13 protein-coding genes are annotated in these 14,488 nt (G+C 73.3%); 3 read left to right on the forward strand and 10 right to left on the reverse strand.

The genetic code is table 11. The features are described 5' to 3' along the window. Positions 1 to 11: 11 nt before the first annotated feature. A complete protein-coding gene (locus IMZ35_RS19335; protein WP_199442516.1) occupies positions 12 to 674 on the reverse strand; it encodes a hypothetical protein in 663 nt (220 codons plus the stop codon). A gap of 360 nt (positions 675 to 1,034) precedes the next feature. Between IMZ35_RS19335 and IMZ35_RS19340 the strand changes: the two genes are divergently transcribed. Continuing rightward, the gene (locus tag IMZ35_RS19340) at positions 1,035 to 1,613 is read left to right on the forward strand and encodes a biotin transporter BioY (RefSeq protein WP_199442517.1); all 579 of its coding nucleotides are present in this window, start codon (positions 1,035 to 1,037) and stop codon (positions 1,611 to 1,613) included. A 78-nt stretch (positions 1,614 to 1,691) separates the two neighbouring features. Continuing rightward, complete coding sequence (locus IMZ35_RS19345) at positions 1,692 to 3,725, forward strand: ATP-dependent DNA helicase (protein ID WP_498063212.1); 2,034 nt, start codon at positions 1,692 to 1,694, stop codon at positions 3,723 to 3,725. 132 nt (positions 3,726 to 3,857) lie between these two features. Here IMZ35_RS19345 and IMZ35_RS19350 read toward each other — a convergent pair whose 3' ends face one another. The 4 genes from IMZ35_RS19350 to ctaD form a co-directional block, all read right to left on the reverse strand. After that, positions 3,858 to 5,303, reverse strand: coding sequence for a phospholipase D-like domain-containing protein (locus IMZ35_RS19350; protein ID WP_199442518.1), 1,446 nt, complete (start codon positions 5,301 to 5,303; stop codon positions 3,858 to 3,860). Between the two features lie 21 nt (positions 5,304 to 5,324). Next, positions 5,325 to 6,104 carry a peptidyl-tRNA hydrolase gene (locus IMZ35_RS19355; protein ID WP_199442519.1) on the reverse strand — a complete coding sequence of 260 codons (780 nt, stop codon included), beginning with the start codon at positions 6,102 to 6,104 and terminating at the stop codon, positions 5,325 to 5,327. Further along, positions 6,101 to 7,327 (reverse strand): phosphoserine phosphatase SerB, encoded by a 1,227-nt coding sequence (gene serB / locus IMZ35_RS19360; RefSeq protein WP_199442520.1) that lies wholly within the window; start codon positions 7,325 to 7,327, stop codon positions 6,101 to 6,103. The genes IMZ35_RS19355 and serB overlap by 4 nt, the downstream gene beginning before the upstream one ends. Positions 7,328 to 7,431: 104 nt before the next feature. Next, positions 7,432 to 9,225, reverse strand: coding sequence for an aa3-type cytochrome oxidase subunit I (ctaD, locus tag IMZ35_RS19365; protein WP_199442521.1), 1,794 nt, complete (start codon positions 9,223 to 9,225; stop codon positions 7,432 to 7,434). A gap of 213 nt (positions 9,226 to 9,438) precedes the next feature. On the opposite strand from ctaD, the gene IMZ35_RS19370 reads away from it, so the two are divergent. Beyond that, positions 9,439 to 10,209: an aminoglycoside phosphotransferase family protein gene (locus tag IMZ35_RS19370; RefSeq protein WP_199442522.1), complete on the forward strand. Its 771-nt coding sequence runs from the start codon at positions 9,439 to 9,441 to the stop codon at positions 10,207 to 10,209. A 26-nt stretch (positions 10,210 to 10,235) separates the two neighbouring features. Here the strand turns inward: IMZ35_RS19370 and IMZ35_RS19375 are convergent, their stop codons facing one another. The 5 genes from IMZ35_RS19375 to IMZ35_RS19395 are packed head-to-tail and all read right to left on the reverse strand — an operon-like array spanning position 10,236 to position 14,332. Next, the gene (locus IMZ35_RS19375; protein ID WP_199442523.1) at positions 10,236 to 10,826 is read right to left on the reverse strand and encodes a 1,2-dihydroxy-3-keto-5-methylthiopentene dioxygenase; all 591 of its coding nucleotides are present in this window, start codon (positions 10,824 to 10,826) and stop codon (positions 10,236 to 10,238) included. After that, positions 10,823 to 11,434, reverse strand: a complete 612-nt coding sequence (mtnB, locus tag IMZ35_RS19380; RefSeq protein ID WP_199442524.1) for a methylthioribulose 1-phosphate dehydratase — start codon at positions 11,432 to 11,434, stop codon at positions 10,823 to 10,825. The genes IMZ35_RS19375 and mtnB overlap by 4 nt, the downstream gene beginning before the upstream one ends. After that, positions 11,431 to 12,147 carry an acireductone synthase gene (mtnC, locus tag IMZ35_RS19385; protein WP_199442525.1) on the reverse strand — a complete coding sequence of 239 codons (717 nt, stop codon included), beginning with the start codon at positions 12,145 to 12,147 and terminating at the stop codon, positions 11,431 to 11,433. The genes mtnB and mtnC overlap by 4 nt, the downstream gene beginning before the upstream one ends. Further along, positions 12,144 to 13,172, reverse strand: a complete 1,029-nt coding sequence (locus tag IMZ35_RS19390; protein ID WP_199442526.1) for a s-methyl-5-thioribose-1-phosphate isomerase — start codon at positions 13,170 to 13,172, stop codon at positions 12,144 to 12,146. Before IMZ35_RS19390 ends, mtnC begins: the two co-directional genes overlap by 4 nt. After that, positions 13,172 to 14,332: an acyl-CoA dehydrogenase family protein gene (locus IMZ35_RS19395; protein ID WP_199442527.1), complete on the reverse strand. Its 1,161-nt coding sequence runs from the start codon at positions 14,330 to 14,332 to the stop codon at positions 13,172 to 13,174. Before IMZ35_RS19395 ends, IMZ35_RS19390 begins: the two co-directional genes overlap by 1 nt. Positions 14,333 to 14,488: the final 156 nt, after the last annotated feature.

Raw genomic sequence — 14,488 nt, forward strand, 5'->3', positions numbered from 1 at the left:
ACCTCGCTCGCTCAGGGGGTCGGCGCGCACTCCGTCGAGCCCACGACCAGGCCGCCGGTGAGACCGGAGGCCGGGGTGAACTCGAAGCGCATCAGGTTCATCGCGATGCTGCCGTCGTTGGGCTCGGGCAGGACCACCTCGCTGAAGATCACCCGCGCGAGCACGGTCCCGTCGGGCCTCGTCACCTCGTGCAGGTGGTTCGTCGGGACCTGCTCGGGCAGGCCGGCGAAGCCGGTCACGCCGCTGACCTGCCAGCCCGCGTTCGTGCCGGTCTGCGTCGCGTCGCACACGATCTTCCAGGTGCCGACCTTGAGCCGCGGGCCGCCGGCCGGCACCAGCGCCGACAGCTCGAACTTCTCCCCCGTCGCCTCGGAGTGCGTGGTGGTCACCGAGTTGACCTCGTCCACGACCGTCCTGGTGCAGGACGACGCGCCCGCGCCGAACGCGAGACCTCCGACGGCGACCGGGACGGAGGTGTTGGTGGTGGCGCCGTCGACGTCGCAGGGCGCGAGCGTCTCGACGGTGACGGCCTCCCCGTTCCTGGTGAAGTCGGCCGAGCCGACCGAGGCGACGCCCGCGAGGGCGTCGGCGCGGGCCGGTGCTGCCGAGGCGAGCAGGCCCGTGACGAGTGCCGCTGCCACCAGGCCGGCCCTGTGCACGCCGGTGCCGTTCATCTGTTCCCCTATCTGCTCCGGTCGGGGGTCCTCACGCCGGTCACCGGCGGTCCACCCCCGCCGCGATCATCGGTGGGAACGGCCGGACGGGTGGTGGTTCGCCGCCCCATGTCACTCGTCCGATCACACGCACAACCCGACCGGGTGGTCGGTGAGGTGCCGCGAGCCCGGTCCGGCACGCGCTCCGGACGCCCGAGGTCTCCTCGGCGCGTCCGAGGAGGACCACGGCCGCGGGCCGCGGCCGTCCCGAGCACTGGAACCCCTCCGTGAGGTGCGCAACTTTGCGGGACGACGACGGGGACCGCGGCGGTGTCCGGCGGTTAGCCTCCGGGAAGTTCCACCGATGACCTGGAGGTTCCCGTGTCCGTGCTCGCCGTTCCCCGCCGTGCGGTGCTCGCCGACTTCGTCCCCGGCGCACTGGCGCGCGACGTCGCGCTCGTCGTCGCCGGCGCCGCGCTGACCGGGCTCGCCGCCCAGGTCGCGCTGCCCGTGCCCGGCAGCCCCGTCCCGATCACCGGCCAGACCTTCGCCGCGCTGCTCGTCGGCGCGTCCCTCGGCTGGCAGCGGGGCGTCACGTCGATGGTGCTGTACCTGATCGCGGGCGTCGCGGGCGTGCCGTGGTTCCAGGGCGGCTCCTCCGGGGCCCCCGCGTCGCTGGGCTACGTGATCGGCTTCGTCTTCGCCGGTGCCGTCGTCGGCGCGCTGGCCGCGCGCGGCGGTGACCGCACGCCGGTCCGCACCGTGGGCACGATGGCGCTGGGCAGCCTGGTGATCTACGCGTTCGGCGTGCCGTGGCTGATGGCGGCGGCCGACATGGGCTTCGGGACCGCGCTCCAGGTCGGCGTCGTGCCGTTCCTGATCGGCGACGCCGTCAAGACCGTGCTGGCCGCTGGCCTGCTGCCCGCCTCCTGGTCGCTGGTGCGCCGCTTCCGGAGCTGACGCTCCCGGCGCGGGGCGCGCTCGCGCCCCGCGCCGTGCTCGGGCCGGAGCGAGCGGCGCGACGGGTACCGTCTTCGCGTGCCCGCCCCGATTCCCCCCACCCGTGCACTGCTCGCCACCGCCGTCGAAGCGGTCGGTGGCGCGGAACGTCCAGGCCAGGTCGAGATGGCGGAGGCCGTCGACCGGTCCATCCGCACCGGTGAGCACCTCGCCGTGCAGGCGGGCACCGGCACCGGCAAGTCGCTGGCCTACCTCGTCCCCTCGGTGCGCCACGCGATCGCCGAGGAGGACACCGTCGTCGTGTCGACCGCGACGATCGCGCTCCAGCGCCAGCTCGTCGACCGCGACCTGCCGCGCCTCGCGAAGGCGCTGCGCGCGGAGCTGGGACGCGAGCCGCGCTTCGCGATCCTCAAGGGCCGCCGCAACTACCTGTGCATGCACCGCGTGCACAACGGTGCGCCCGACGAGCCGGACGAGGCCGCGCTGTTCGACCCGTTCGCCGTGTCGCGGCTCGGGCGCGAGGTGAAGCGGCTGCACGAGTGGTCCTCCGACACCGAGACCGGCGACCGCGACGAGCTGGTGCCCGGCGTGAGCGACCAGGCGTGGCGGCAGGTGTCCGTCACCGCCAAGGAGTGCCTCGGCGTCGCCAAGTGCCCCGTCGGCACCGACTGCTTCGCCGAGCGGGCCAGGGCCGAGGCCGGCAGGGCCGACGTGGTCGTGACCAACCACGCGATGCTCGCGATCGACGCCCTGGAGGGCTACCAGGTGCTGCCCGACCACGACGTCGTCGTGATCGACGAGGCGCACGACCTCGTGGACCGCGTGACGTCCGTGGCCACCGAGGAGCTGAGCGCGTCCGCCATCGCCACCGCGGCGCGGCGCTGCGGGCGGCTCGTCGCGGACGAGGTCGCCGACCGGATGCACGAGGCGAGCGACGGTCTCGCGATGATCCTGGAGGAGCTGCCCGTCGGGCGGCTGGACGAGATGCCGACGGCGCTCGCCGGAGCCCTGCGGGTCACCAGGGACGCGGCGCACGCGTGCATCACCTCGCTCGGGCCGGAGCGCAAGGAGGACGTGGAGGGCGCCACGTCCCGCAAGCTCGCGATGTCCCTGCTGGAGGAGGTGCACGACTGCGCCGTGCGCCTGCTGGAGGCGTTCGACGGGGACGAGGCCGACCGCCGCGACGTGGTCTGGGTGTCCGGCGACTTCGCCGACCGGGGCAAGGCGCCGTCCCTGCGGGTCGCGCCGCTCGGCGTGGGCGGCCTGCTGCGGGAGCGGCTGTTCGGCAAGCGCACCACGGTCCTCACGTCCGCCACTCTCACCCTCGGCGGCGCGTTCGACACCCTGGCCCGGCAGTGGGGGCTGCCGCCGTCGTCGTCGGTGCGCAAGGCCGAGGGCGCGGCGTCGGACAAGGAGCCGCCGTCGGACGGCGACGCGCCCCGGTGGAGCGGGCTCGACGTGGGCTCGCCGTTCTCCCACGCCACCAGCGGCATCCTCTACGTGGCGCGGCACCTGCCGCCGCCCGGCCGCGACGGGCTGCCGCCGGAGTACCTGGACGAGTTGCAGGGTCTCGTGGAGGCCGCCGGAGGGCGCACGCTCGGGCTGTTCTCGTCGATGCGGGCGGCGAAGGCCGCGGCCGAGGTGCTGCGGGACCGCCTGGAGCACACCGTGCTGTGCCAGGGCGACGACGCGACCGGCCAGCTCGTGACCCGGTTCGCCGCAGACCCGCGGAGCTGCCTGTTCGGCACGCTGTCGCTGTGGCAGGGCGTCGACGTGCCCGGCCCCTCGCTGCAGCTCGTCGTGATGGACCGCATCCCGTTCCCGCGTCCCGACGACCCGCTGGCCTCGGCCCGGCAGCGCGCCGTCGCCGCGCGCGGCGGCAACGGCTTCCTGGGCGTGGCGGCCACCCACGCGGCCCTGCTGCTGGCCCAGGGCGCGGGCCGCCTGCTCCGCTCGATGAACGACAGGGGCGTGGTCGCGATCCTGGACCCCCGCCTGGCCACCGCCCGCTACGGCGGCTTCCTCCGCGCGTCGCTGCCCCCGTTCTGGACCACCTACGACCCCGAGGTGGTCAAGGCGGCCCTGAAGCGCCTGGACGCCGCCTCCTCCTGACCCCGAGTTGAGCGTTCGAGCACCCCGAGTGGAGCGTTCGAGCACCGCGAGGTGAGCACTCGGGCCCGGAACACGTCCACCTCGTCCTGCCCGGAAGGCCGGCCGCGGTGCGCGAACGGGCGACTCGTGCGGTCAGCCGTCCACCAGGAGCCCCCGGAGGGGTCCCTGGAGGCGGGCGGCCCGGCGGGACGCGCCCGGCAGCAGGGTGAGGCGGTGGGTGCGGCGAGCGCCCCGGTCCTCCAGGTCGGCCTGCTCCTGCGCGATCGGGCGCCACATCCCGTCCACGACGGTGGCGGGGTCGCCGGCCAGCTCCTCCTCCGGACGCTGGAGGTGCTCCGACCACAGGCGCAGGCGCGTGCGGCGGATCAGGTCCGCGTCGTCGGTCACCACGTTGACCTCGGTGTCGTTGAACAGCGAGTGCTCGTTCAGGTTCGCCGAGCCGATCGTCATCCACTCGTCGTCCACGATGCCCAGCTTGGCGTGCACGTACACCGGGGCTGAGTCGTCGCCGTCGTGCGCCGTCAGCGTGACCGCCACGATCAGGTGCTCACCGCCCTCCGCCGCCAGGAGCCTGCCGAGCTGCCCGCGCGTGGTGTCCGCGCCGTTGCTGGGCTTGCGCGGCAGCACCAGCACCAGGCGGAAGTCCTCCGTCGGAGGGTTGCGCAGCTTGTCCAGCAGCACCTCCGTCACCTCGGGCGACCACAGGAACTGGTTCTCCAGGTACACCAGGCGCCGCGCCGAGCGCAGGGCGCGCAGGTAGCTGTCCAGGATCGAGAACTCGCCGCGCGGCGCGAAGTCGTAGGTCTTCTCCGGAACGGTCCGCACCAGCTGCACCCGCGACGGCCCGGCCGGCGCCGGGGTGCGGGGTTCGGGCAGGTCCCGCTCGTCCGACACCTCGACCCAGCGCTGCCGGAAGTGCTGGGCCACGTCGGCGACGACCGGCCCCTCCAGCCGCGTCGCCAGGTCGTGCCAGCCCAGCGGACGGTCCGGCGCGTGCTGCCGGTGGTCGTGCCGGTCGCCCTCCAGCGCGGTGAAGTCGATGCCGCCCACGAACGCGATCTCGTCGTCGACCACCACGATCTTCTCGTGGTGGCAGTGCAGCGTCCGCTCCCTGGCGTCGAGCACGCACCGCACGCGGCTGTCCTTCTCGAACTCGGCGCGCGCGTCCTTCGTGCCGCCGCGCGTCGGCTGGAACATCGGCACCGGCGGCCCCGCCCACAGCAGCAGACGCACCGGCACGCGCTCCGCCGTCGCCGCCAGCAGTTCGCGCAGCGTCGGCGCACCGGCCTCCCTGCTCAGGCGGAAGTCCGGACTGGCGTGCCAGTTCGCGATGTGGACGTGCGACCTGGCGTTCTCGATCGCCTCCTGGATCTGCGGCAGCGCCTCCTCGCCGTCGATCAGGACGCGCACGGCGTTGCCCTCGCGCACGGGACGCTCGGCGGCGAACCGGCCGGGCCCGGTGCGCCCCGGCAGCAGCTCCGACCAGCCGAGCTTGATCAGCCTGCGGCGGTGGTGAGCGCGCAGCACGCTTTCCAGTCCGTCGCCGAGACGGGCGTCGAGAACGTCCAGAAACCCCATGACCCTCCGGATTGACCGGTATCAGGCGTGGTCAAACCACTGGCCGAGCACCGTCACGGTGCCCGGTTCGACCTCGGTGAACCCCGCGTCACGCACCGCCACCACACCGCGTTCGCGCCACGCCGTCGCCGGATCGTCACCGGGGTGCAGCGCGTCCCACTCCTCCTTCGACGACGTCCGCACGGCCGTGCGGTGGCCCTGCTCCGCCCACGCCGCCAGCTCCTCGCCGCGGCCGTCCGCGTGCACGGACGCGGCCAGCAGCATCGTCGCGTGCCCCACCTGCGCGGCGGCCTTGCCCGCCGTCATCGGCACGCGCGGGTTCAGGTGCAGCACCGGCACACCCGGCGGTGGGGCGCCCGGCTCGTCGTCGGGCAGTTCGCTGCCGGAGATCTGGAGCCGCGTCAGCTCCTTCGGCGCGTCCAGCACGCGGCCCGGCACCAGCGCGCGGGCCTGCGCGCCGTCCACCTCGACGGTGATGCCCGGCAACGCCTGCACGGCCTCCCAGTGCGCTCCCCGCGCCCGCCGGGACACCTTTCGGATCCGGCCGCCGATCCACGCCACGACCTCGTCGTGCCACTCGCCCCCCGGCTCGGCGCGCGGGTCGAGGCACACGGCGACGGCCGCCGCGGCGGCGGCCTCCAGGACCGCGGTGCGGCCCGGCGGCTCGGCGCGTTCGATGCGCAGCACCACCGGCATGGCCCGGACCTCGGCCGGGTCCTCGTCGGAGGTGTCCACGGTGGACGACGCGGGAAGTTCCAGCCACGACGCGTAGCGCGCGGCGAGGGGATCGAGAACGCTCACTGCCTGCTCAGCTCCAGTCCGTCGGCCGCGTCGGCGGCCTCGACCTCCGACCGCGTCACGCCGAGCACGAACAGCACGGCGTCGAGGAACGGGTGCGACAGCGCGGTGTCGGCGACCTCGCGCAGCGCGGGCTTCGCGTTGAACGCCACACCCAGACCCGCCGCGCCGAGCATGTCGATGTCGTTGGCGCCGTCGCCGACCGCCACGCACTGCGCCAGCGGCACCCCGGCCTCGGCGGCGAACCGGCGCAGCGCCACCGCCTTGCCCGGCCGGTCGACGATGTCGCCGAGCACGCGGCCGGTCAGCTTGCCGTCCTCGACCTCCAGCTCGTTGGCCGCGCAGAAGTCCAGCCCCAGCTCGTCGACCAGGCCCTGCACCACCCTGGTGAACCCGCCCGACACGACGCCGCAGCGGAACCCGAGGCGCTTGAGCGTGCGCACGGTGGTGCGCGCGCCCGGCGTCAGCTCCAGCGACGCGCCCACCTCGTCCAGCACCGACTCCGGCAGCCCCTCCAGCAGGGCCACCCGGCGGCGCAGCGACTCGGCGAAGTCCAGCTCGCCGCGCATGGCGGCCTCGGTGATCTCGCGGACCTGCGGCTCGCAGCCGACGTGCGCGGCCAGCATCTCGATGACCTCGCCCTGGATCAGCGTCGAGTCGACGTCGAACACCACGAGGCGCTTCGCGCGCCTGATCAGACCGGCGCGCTCGACCGCCACGTCCAGGCCCACCCGCACGGCCACCTCGGCCAGCGCGCTGCGCAGCTCGGCGTCGCTGTCCGCGGTGTCCTCGGCGACGGACACCCGCAGCTCCAGACCGGTGACGGGGTAGTCGGCGACACCGCGGATCGCGTCGATGTTCACGCCGAGCGACGCGAGCTTGCGGGCCACCTCGGTGAACGCCCGCGCCGTCACCGGGCGTCCCAGCACGATGAGGACGTGGCTGGACTCCAGCCGCGCGGTGCGCCTGGCGTCGGCGCCCAGCTCCACCTCCACGGACATCGAGACGGTCGCCATGGCCTGCTCGACGGCCTCCTGGAGACCCTCCGGGTCGCGCTCGGTCGCCACGAGGACGCCCAGCACGAGCCGACCGCGGATCACGACCTGCTCGACGTCGAGGATGTCCACGCCGTGCCGGGTGAGCACGGCGAACAGGACCGAGGAGACACCCGGCTTGTCCGGGCCGGTGACGGTGATCAGGACGGGCGTGGCGCTGGGCGTGCTCACGGCGTTGGGCTCCCTGGGGCGTCGCTGAAGGGGGTGCTCACAGCGACGAGCCCCGGCGTCTGCGCGTACGCGGACGTCGGGGCTCGTCGGTGACCTCGTTCGTACTACTTGTCGTGCTCGGAGACGGTGTCGTCGCCGCCCTGCGCGTTCTTCTGCACGGCGGCCGCGGCCAGCTCCGACGGAGCCGGGGTGGCCTTCTCGTGCGGAACCGTCCTGCCCGTGAGCGTCACGTGCGCCTCGTTGTGGATGCGCTCGATCATGTGCGGGTAGTGCAGCTCGAACGCGGGACGCTCCGACCGGATGCGCGGCAGCTCGGTGAAGTTGTGCCGCGGCGGCGGGCAGGACGTGGCCCACTCCAGGGAGTTGCCGAAGCCCCACGGGTCGTCCACCTGGACGATCTCGCCGTACCGGTAGCTCTTGAAGATGTTCCAGATGAACGGCAGCGTCGACGCGCCCAGGATGTAGGCGCCGATCGTGGAGATCGTGTTCAGCGTCGTGAAGCCGTCGCTGGGCAGGTAGTCCGCGTACCGGCGCGGCATGCCCTCGTTGCCCAGCCAGTGCTGGACGAGGAACGTCGCGTGGAAGCCGAGGAACGTGGTCCAGAAGTGCAGCTTGCCCAGCGGCTCGTCGAGCATCCGGCCCGTGAACTTCGGGAACCAGAAGTAGATCCCGGCGAACGTCGCGAACACGATCGTGCCGTAGAGCACGTAGTGGAAGTGCGCGACGACGAAGTACGTGTCGGACACGTGGAAGTCGATGGCCGGCGCCGCGAGGAGCACGCCGGACAGACCGCCGAAGAGGAACGTCACGATGAAGCCGATGCTGAACAGCATGGGCGACTCGAACGTGAGCTGCCCCTTCCACATCGTGCCGATCCAGTTGAAGAACTTCACACCGGTCGGGACCGCGATGAGGAACGTCATGAACGCGAAGAACGGCAGCAGCACCGCTCCGGTCGCGTACATGTGGTGCGCCCACACGGCCACGGACAGCGCCGCGATGCCCAGCGTCGCGTAGATCAGGCCGTTGTAGCCGAAGATCGGCTTGCGGCTGAACACCGGGAAGACCTCGGACACGATGCCGAAGAACGGCAGCGCGACGATGTAGACCTCGGGGTGGCCGAAGAACCAGAACAGGTGCTGCCACAGGATGACGCCGCCGTTGGCGGGGTCGAACACGTGGGCACCGAGCTGCCGGTCCGCCAGCAGGCCGAACAGGGCCGCGGTGAGGATCGGGAACGCGATGAGGATCAGCATGCTGGTGACGAGGATGTTCCAGGTGAAGATCGGCATCCGGAACATCGTCATTCCCGGCGCGCGCAGGCAGATCACCGTGGTGATCATGTTGACCGCGCCGAGGATCGTGCCGAGACCGCCGACCGCGAGACCGGCGATCCACAGGTCGGCGCCGACGCCGGGGGAGTGGATGGCGTTCGACAGCGGCGTGTAGGCGAACCAGCCGAAGTCGGCCGCACCACCGGGGGTGAGGAAGCCGGAGATCGTGATCAGGCCGCCGAACAGGTACAGCCAGTACGAGAAGGCGTTGAGCCGCGGGAACGCCACGTCGGGCGCGCCGATCTGGAGCGGCAGGATGAAGTTCGCGAATCCGAAAACGATGGGCGTCGCGTACAGCAGCAGCATCACCGTGCCGTGCATGGTGAAGAGCTGGTTGTACTGCTCCTGCGAGAGGAACTGCATTCCCGGCGTCGCCAGTTCGGTGCGGATCAGCATGGCCATCGCGCCGCCCACCATGAAGAAGGCGAACGAGGTGACCAGGTAGAGAATGCCGATCTGCTTGTGGTCCGTGGTGCGGAACATCCGCAGCAGGAACGAACCCTTGACCGTCTCGCGCGCCGGGAAGGGACGCGTGGCGATCGGCTGCGGGGCTACGGCCGTCACGGTGCCTCCTGCACTGGCCTGTGGTGGGACCATCTTCTGGTTCTGGACGCCGTGGACGACGGACGGCCGTCCTCGGCTTCTCGGATCGTAGACGTCGCTCATCCGGGGCTCGCGGCTGGGCATGGCCTCGCGAACCGATCACCGGCGATGGCGTTGCGCAGGTCACACCCCTCGTGGAGGGTGGTGGGACGGCGATCGGGACGGGGAGACGTGGTGACGGAGCTGGAGCGGGGCGTGGCGGCCGCGGCGGAGATCGTCCGCGCGCACGGGTTGAGCGGGGACGACCCGGTGGTGCTGGGCGACGGGGCCAACCTGCTGGTGCGCCTGGGACCGGTGGTCGCCAGGGTGGCGACCACGACAGCCGTCGTGCGCCCGGACGTGGCCGACCACTTCGCCCGCGACGTCGCGGTCCGCGCGCACCTGGCGGCGCGGGGCGTGCCCGTGGTGCCGTCGCCGGAGGACGTGCCGCCCGGTCCGCACCTCTCCGACGGCCTCGTGGTGACGCTGGCCGGGCACGTCGAGCACGACCCGGCGTGGACACCGGCGCCAGCGGAGTTCGCGGCGTGCCTGGCGGAGCTGCACGACGGCCTGCTGGACTTCCCCGGCGCGCTGCCGGACCGCCTGCCGCTGACCGACGTCGACCGGGTGCTGGCCCTGCTCGACGCGGACGACCTGCGCGAGCGCCGGGACGAGCTGGCGGCGGAGTGGGACCGGCGCTGGACCGCGGCCCGCCCGCTGCACGGCGACGCCCACCCCGGCAACCTGCTCCTCGCGCCGTCGGGCCCGGTGTGGAACGACCTCGAGGACACCTGGCGCGGCCCGGTGGAGTGGGACCTGGCCGGCCTGGCCAACACCGGCCGCCTGGACGGCCGGGCCGGCATCGCCGCCCACCCGGCGGAGTTCGACGCCGAAGCGCTCGCGTACTTCGTCGGCTTCCGCCGCCTGCACGCCGAGTGCTGGCGCCGGGTCCTGGCCGCGAGCTGACCGTTCGGGCACCGCGAGCCGACCGGTCAGGCCCGGTCGGCGTCCAGTCCGGCCTTCAGCTCGTCGAAGCCGGGGAACGACTCGGCGATCGGACTGCCGGTGAAGTCGCCCACCCAGCCGTCGTCGTCGTGGAAGAACCGGATGGACACGTAGTCCGGCCTGCTGCCCATGTCGAACCAGTGCGTGGTGTTCGCCGGGACGCTCAGCAGGTCGCCCGCCTCGCACAGCACGGCGTGCACCCTGCCCCCCACGTGCAGGTAGAAGACTCCGGAGCCGCGCGCGAAGTAGCGGTCCTCGTCGTCGTCGTGGGTGTGCTCGGCGAGGAACTTCCGCCGGGCCGCCGCGGCGGAGGCGAGCCACTCCGGATCGTCGGAGGGGGTCATGTGCATCGCGTCGACCAGCACGTAGCCCTCGGCCTCCACGACCCGGTCCACGTGCTCGCGGTACGCCCGCACGACCTCGTCCGACTCCGGCGTCGCCGGCAGCCCCTCGACGACCGGCCACTGCTCGAACCGCACGCCGTGCCGCTCCAGCTCGGCGCGGATCTCCTCGGGGTCGGTGGTCCTGGTGAGCACCGTGCCGGGCTCGTCGTCCGGCCACACGGTCAGCAGCGTCATGACGTTCCTCTCGTCTCGGTCCGGAAGCGCAGCAACCACTCCAGGCACTCGGCGCGCTGCCTGGCCTGGTGCAGGTCGTCGCCCCACACGTACACGCCGTGCCGGGCCACGATCAGCGCGGGCACGTCGGCCGAGAAGCCCCGCTCGAACGCGTCGCCCAGCACGGTCATGTCCTGCGAGTTGGGCACGACCGGCACGACCACCTCGTCGTCGTGGGCCGCGCGGCCGAAGCCCTTGAGCATCTCCAGGTCGCGCAGCACGACGCCGTCCGGCCAGAACTCCGCCGCGACCACGGGCGCCACCGCGTGCACGTGGACCACCGCGCCAGCACCGGCCACGGCGGCGATCCGCGCGTGCAGCCCGGCCTCGGCGGACGGCACCCGCTCCGGGTGCGGCTGGTCGGCCACGGCCGCGCCGGTGCCGTCCACGACGACCACGTCGTGCCGCGTCAGCTCGCCCTTGTCGAGACCGCTGACGGTGACGGCCAGCCGCAGCGGGTCGCGCCCCAGCACGACGGACAGGTTGCCCGACGTGCCGCGCATCCAGCCCATCGCCGCGTACCGCGCGCACTCCCGCGCCAGCGCCCGCCCGGCCAGGTCGAGGCTCACGGCGTCACCAGCTCCACCTCGTCCAGCGAGGCGACGACCGGGTGCGGGCCGAAGTCGGCGCGCTCCTGCGGTTCACCGGGCCGCGCGACGCCGACGGTGCGCCAGCCGTCCTCGGCGGCGGCGTGCAGCTCGGCGGGGACGTCGGAGAGGAACACGACGTCCCGCGGCTGCGCGCCCAGCTCGTCGGCGATGCGCCGGTACGACGCGGCCTTGCGCTTCGGACCGGCGTTGACCGTGTCGAAGTGGTGCTCCAGCAGCCCGGTCAGGTCGCCCTCCGCGGTGTGCCGGAAGAACGCGACCTGCCCCGCCACCGACCCGGACGAGAAGATCGCCAGCCGCAGACCGGCCGCGTGCCAGGCCCGCAGGGCCGGGGTGACGTCGGCGAACAGCTCCGCCACGAGGTCGCCGTCCGCGTACCCGCGCTGCCAGATCAGGCCCTGCAGCGTCTTGAGCGGGGTGACCTTCTGATCGGCGTCCATCCAGCCGTGCAGCGCGGCCACGACCTGCTCGGTGCCGGCCGTCTCGTCCAGCCCGGCCAGCTCGCGCACCTCCCGCACCGCGGCGGCCACCCGCGGGTCGGCGCCGTGCGCGTCGATCCACGGTCCGAGGCGGGGGCGCGCGTAGTCGTAGAGCACCACGAGCACCTGGTCGGTGGCGCTGAGGGTGCCCTCGATGTCCAGGACGACCCACCGGACGGGGAACTGGGGTGTCACGGTCGTGCTGTCCTCTCGGTGAACGGGTAGTGGGCGAGACCGTGCGGTGCGAACACGCCCCGATCGGTCACGACGGAGGTGACGAACCGGGGCGGCGTCACGTCGAACGCCGGGTACAGGCCGCGCACGCGCTCGCTCGCCGTGCGCTGGCCCAGGGTGTGCAGGACCTCGTCGCCGGAGCGGTGCTCGATCGGCACGTCCGCCGCGGTCGGCGCGAGCCGGTCGGGCGCCTGCACCAGCGCGAGGAACGGCAGGCCGAACGCGGACGCGGCCACGGCGAGGCCCAGCGTGCCGACCTTGTTGACCACGTGGCCGTCCATCGTGACCCGGTCCGCGGCCGTGAGCAGCACGTCCACGTCGCCGGAGCTCATCACCGACGCCCCCATGCCGTCGGTGATCAGCGTGGTCTCGACGCCCATCTCGGCCAGGGTCTCGGCGGTGAGCCGCGCTCCCTGGAGGTAGGGGCGGGTCTCGGTGCAGAGGAACCGCAAGCGCTTGCCGTCGCGCTGCGCGGCGGCCACGGTCTCGACCAGGTACAGGTCGGCCCAGCAGTGCGTCAGCACGCGGGCGCCGTCGTCGAGCAGCGACGCGGCGTGCGTGCCGAGCGCGCGGCTGCGCGAGCGGTAGCGCTCGTCACCGGCCCGCGCGCCGGTGAGCGCGGCGGCCTCCAGCTCGGCGCCGGAGACGGGCCCGGCCGCGTCCACCGCGCCCAGCACGGCCGCGACGGCCTTGCGGAGGTGGTTGTTGGTCGCGCGGGTCCTGATCAAGCGCTCGCCGGCCGCGTCCAGGTGCGCGCGAGCCGCCGCCGGGTCCAGGTCCGACGCCTCCCGCGCGGCGAGGACCATGCCCCACAGCGCGGCGAAGTACGGGCCCGAGGACTGGGTGACCATGTCCTCGACCGCCCGCGCGACCTCCTCCACGCTCGTGCAGCGCACCCACGTCCGCTCGAACGGGAAGGTGCGCCGGTCGAGCACGTGCACGCCGTCGTCGGCCAGCCGGACGCTGTCCGCCAGCACCGGGGTCATCAGCTGTACCCGGTGAACGCGGGGTGCGCGCCGGTGAGGAAGTACGCCCCCACCTCGCGCGCCTTGTAGGCGACCGGGTCGTGCAGGGTCAGCGTGCGGGCGTTGCGCCAGAACCGGTCGAACCCGTGCCCGGAGGCCGTGGCGCGGGCGCCGACCTGCTCGAAGACCCGCGTGGTCACCTGGTTGACGACCCGCGTCGACACGACCTTGGCCTGCGAGATCGAGGTCGCGGCGGCGGCCCGCTGCTCGGCCGTGAGCGCCGTGCCGCGGTCCGCGACGAACGCCAGCTCCTCGGCGGCCCGGTCGGCGAGGAGCGCGGCGGCCCGGACGTCGGCGACCATCTCGCCGTAGCTCGCGAGGACGTGCGGGTCGTCGGTCGCGTGGTCGACGCCGCTCGCGAACCACGGCCGCGAGCGCGTGCGGGTGTACTCGGCGGCCTCGGCGAGCGCGCCCTCGGCGATGGCCACGTGGACGTGGGAGAGGACGAGCTGGAAGCCGAGGGCGGCGAGGGACAGCCGCGGGTGGTTCTCCTCCGGCTGCACGCCGAGGACGTCCTCGGCCGGCACGAACACCCGCTGGAACCGCACACCACCGCTGGCCGTGAGGCGCTGCCCGATGTTGTCCCAGCCGCCGGGGAAGTCGAGCCCGTCCACCCCGCCGCGCACGACGAACGTGACCTTCTCCCCCGTGTCGACGCGCGTGGCGCTGACGACCAGCCGGTCGGCGAGCGACGCGCCGGTGGCGAACGTCTTGGTCCCCTCGACCACGAACCCGCCGTCGACCGGCGTGAGCTGGAGCGCGGCGTCCAGCGGGTTGCTGACCCCGGCCCAGAAGAGCCGGTCCCGCGCGGTCTCGGCCCGCGTCCTGGCGGTCAGCTCCGCGTTGTCGAACAGCTCGGAGCGCCAGAGCTGGAGGTGGTGGTAGCCGAGCAGGTGACCGATGCTGGCGTCCGCGGCGGCGACGGTCCGGGTGACGGCGATGCGCGTGGCCCACCCGTCCCCGTCGAGCCCGACGGTGAGCAGGCCGGACTCGCGCAGCAGTTCCACCTCGCGCACGGGGGGCAGGTTGGCGCGGTCCCGCTCGGCGGCGTCGGTGCGCAGGGTCGCGGCGACCTCGTCGGCAACGGCCAGCCACTTCTGGTCGGCTGCGGTGAACGTCATGCGTCGAGCCTAGAAGGCTCGTTCCCCCGCACCAACCGCTCCTGCCCCGTGGAACGGCCCTCGGCGGGGAACGTGGCGGGAGACGCCGCTTCAGCTGGTCCGCTCGCCACGAGGGTGGGCCACAAGAGTGATCCTTCGTCCACGTCCCCGTCCGCG

Source organism: Umezawaea beigongshangensis (assembly GCF_016464305.1).
GTDB classification, from domain to species: Bacteria; Actinomycetota; Actinomycetes; order Mycobacteriales; family Pseudonocardiaceae; genus Umezawaea_A; species Umezawaea_A beigongshangensis.

Bases quoted from the DNA above. Each gene is read 5' to 3' on its own strand.
- IMZ35_RS19390 (WP_199442526.1), bottom strand. From the start codon at position 13,172: ATGACCCCGGTGCTGGCGGACAGCGTCCGGCTGGCCGACGACGGCGTG.
- IMZ35_RS19395 (WP_199442527.1), bottom strand. From the start codon at position 14,332: ATGACGTTCACCGCAGCCGACCAGAAGTGGCTGGCCGTTGCCGACGAG.
- IMZ35_RS19350 (WP_199442518.1), bottom strand. From the start codon at position 5,303: ATGGGGTTTCTGGACGTTCTCGACGCCCGTCTCGGCGACGGACTGGAA.
- IMZ35_RS19335 (WP_199442516.1), bottom strand. From the start codon at position 674: ATGAACGGCACCGGCGTGCACAGGGCCGGCCTGGTGGCAGCGGCACTC.
- IMZ35_RS19375 (WP_199442523.1), bottom strand. From the start codon at position 10,826: ATGACGCTGCTGACCGTGTGGCCGGACGACGAGCCCGGCACGGTGCTC.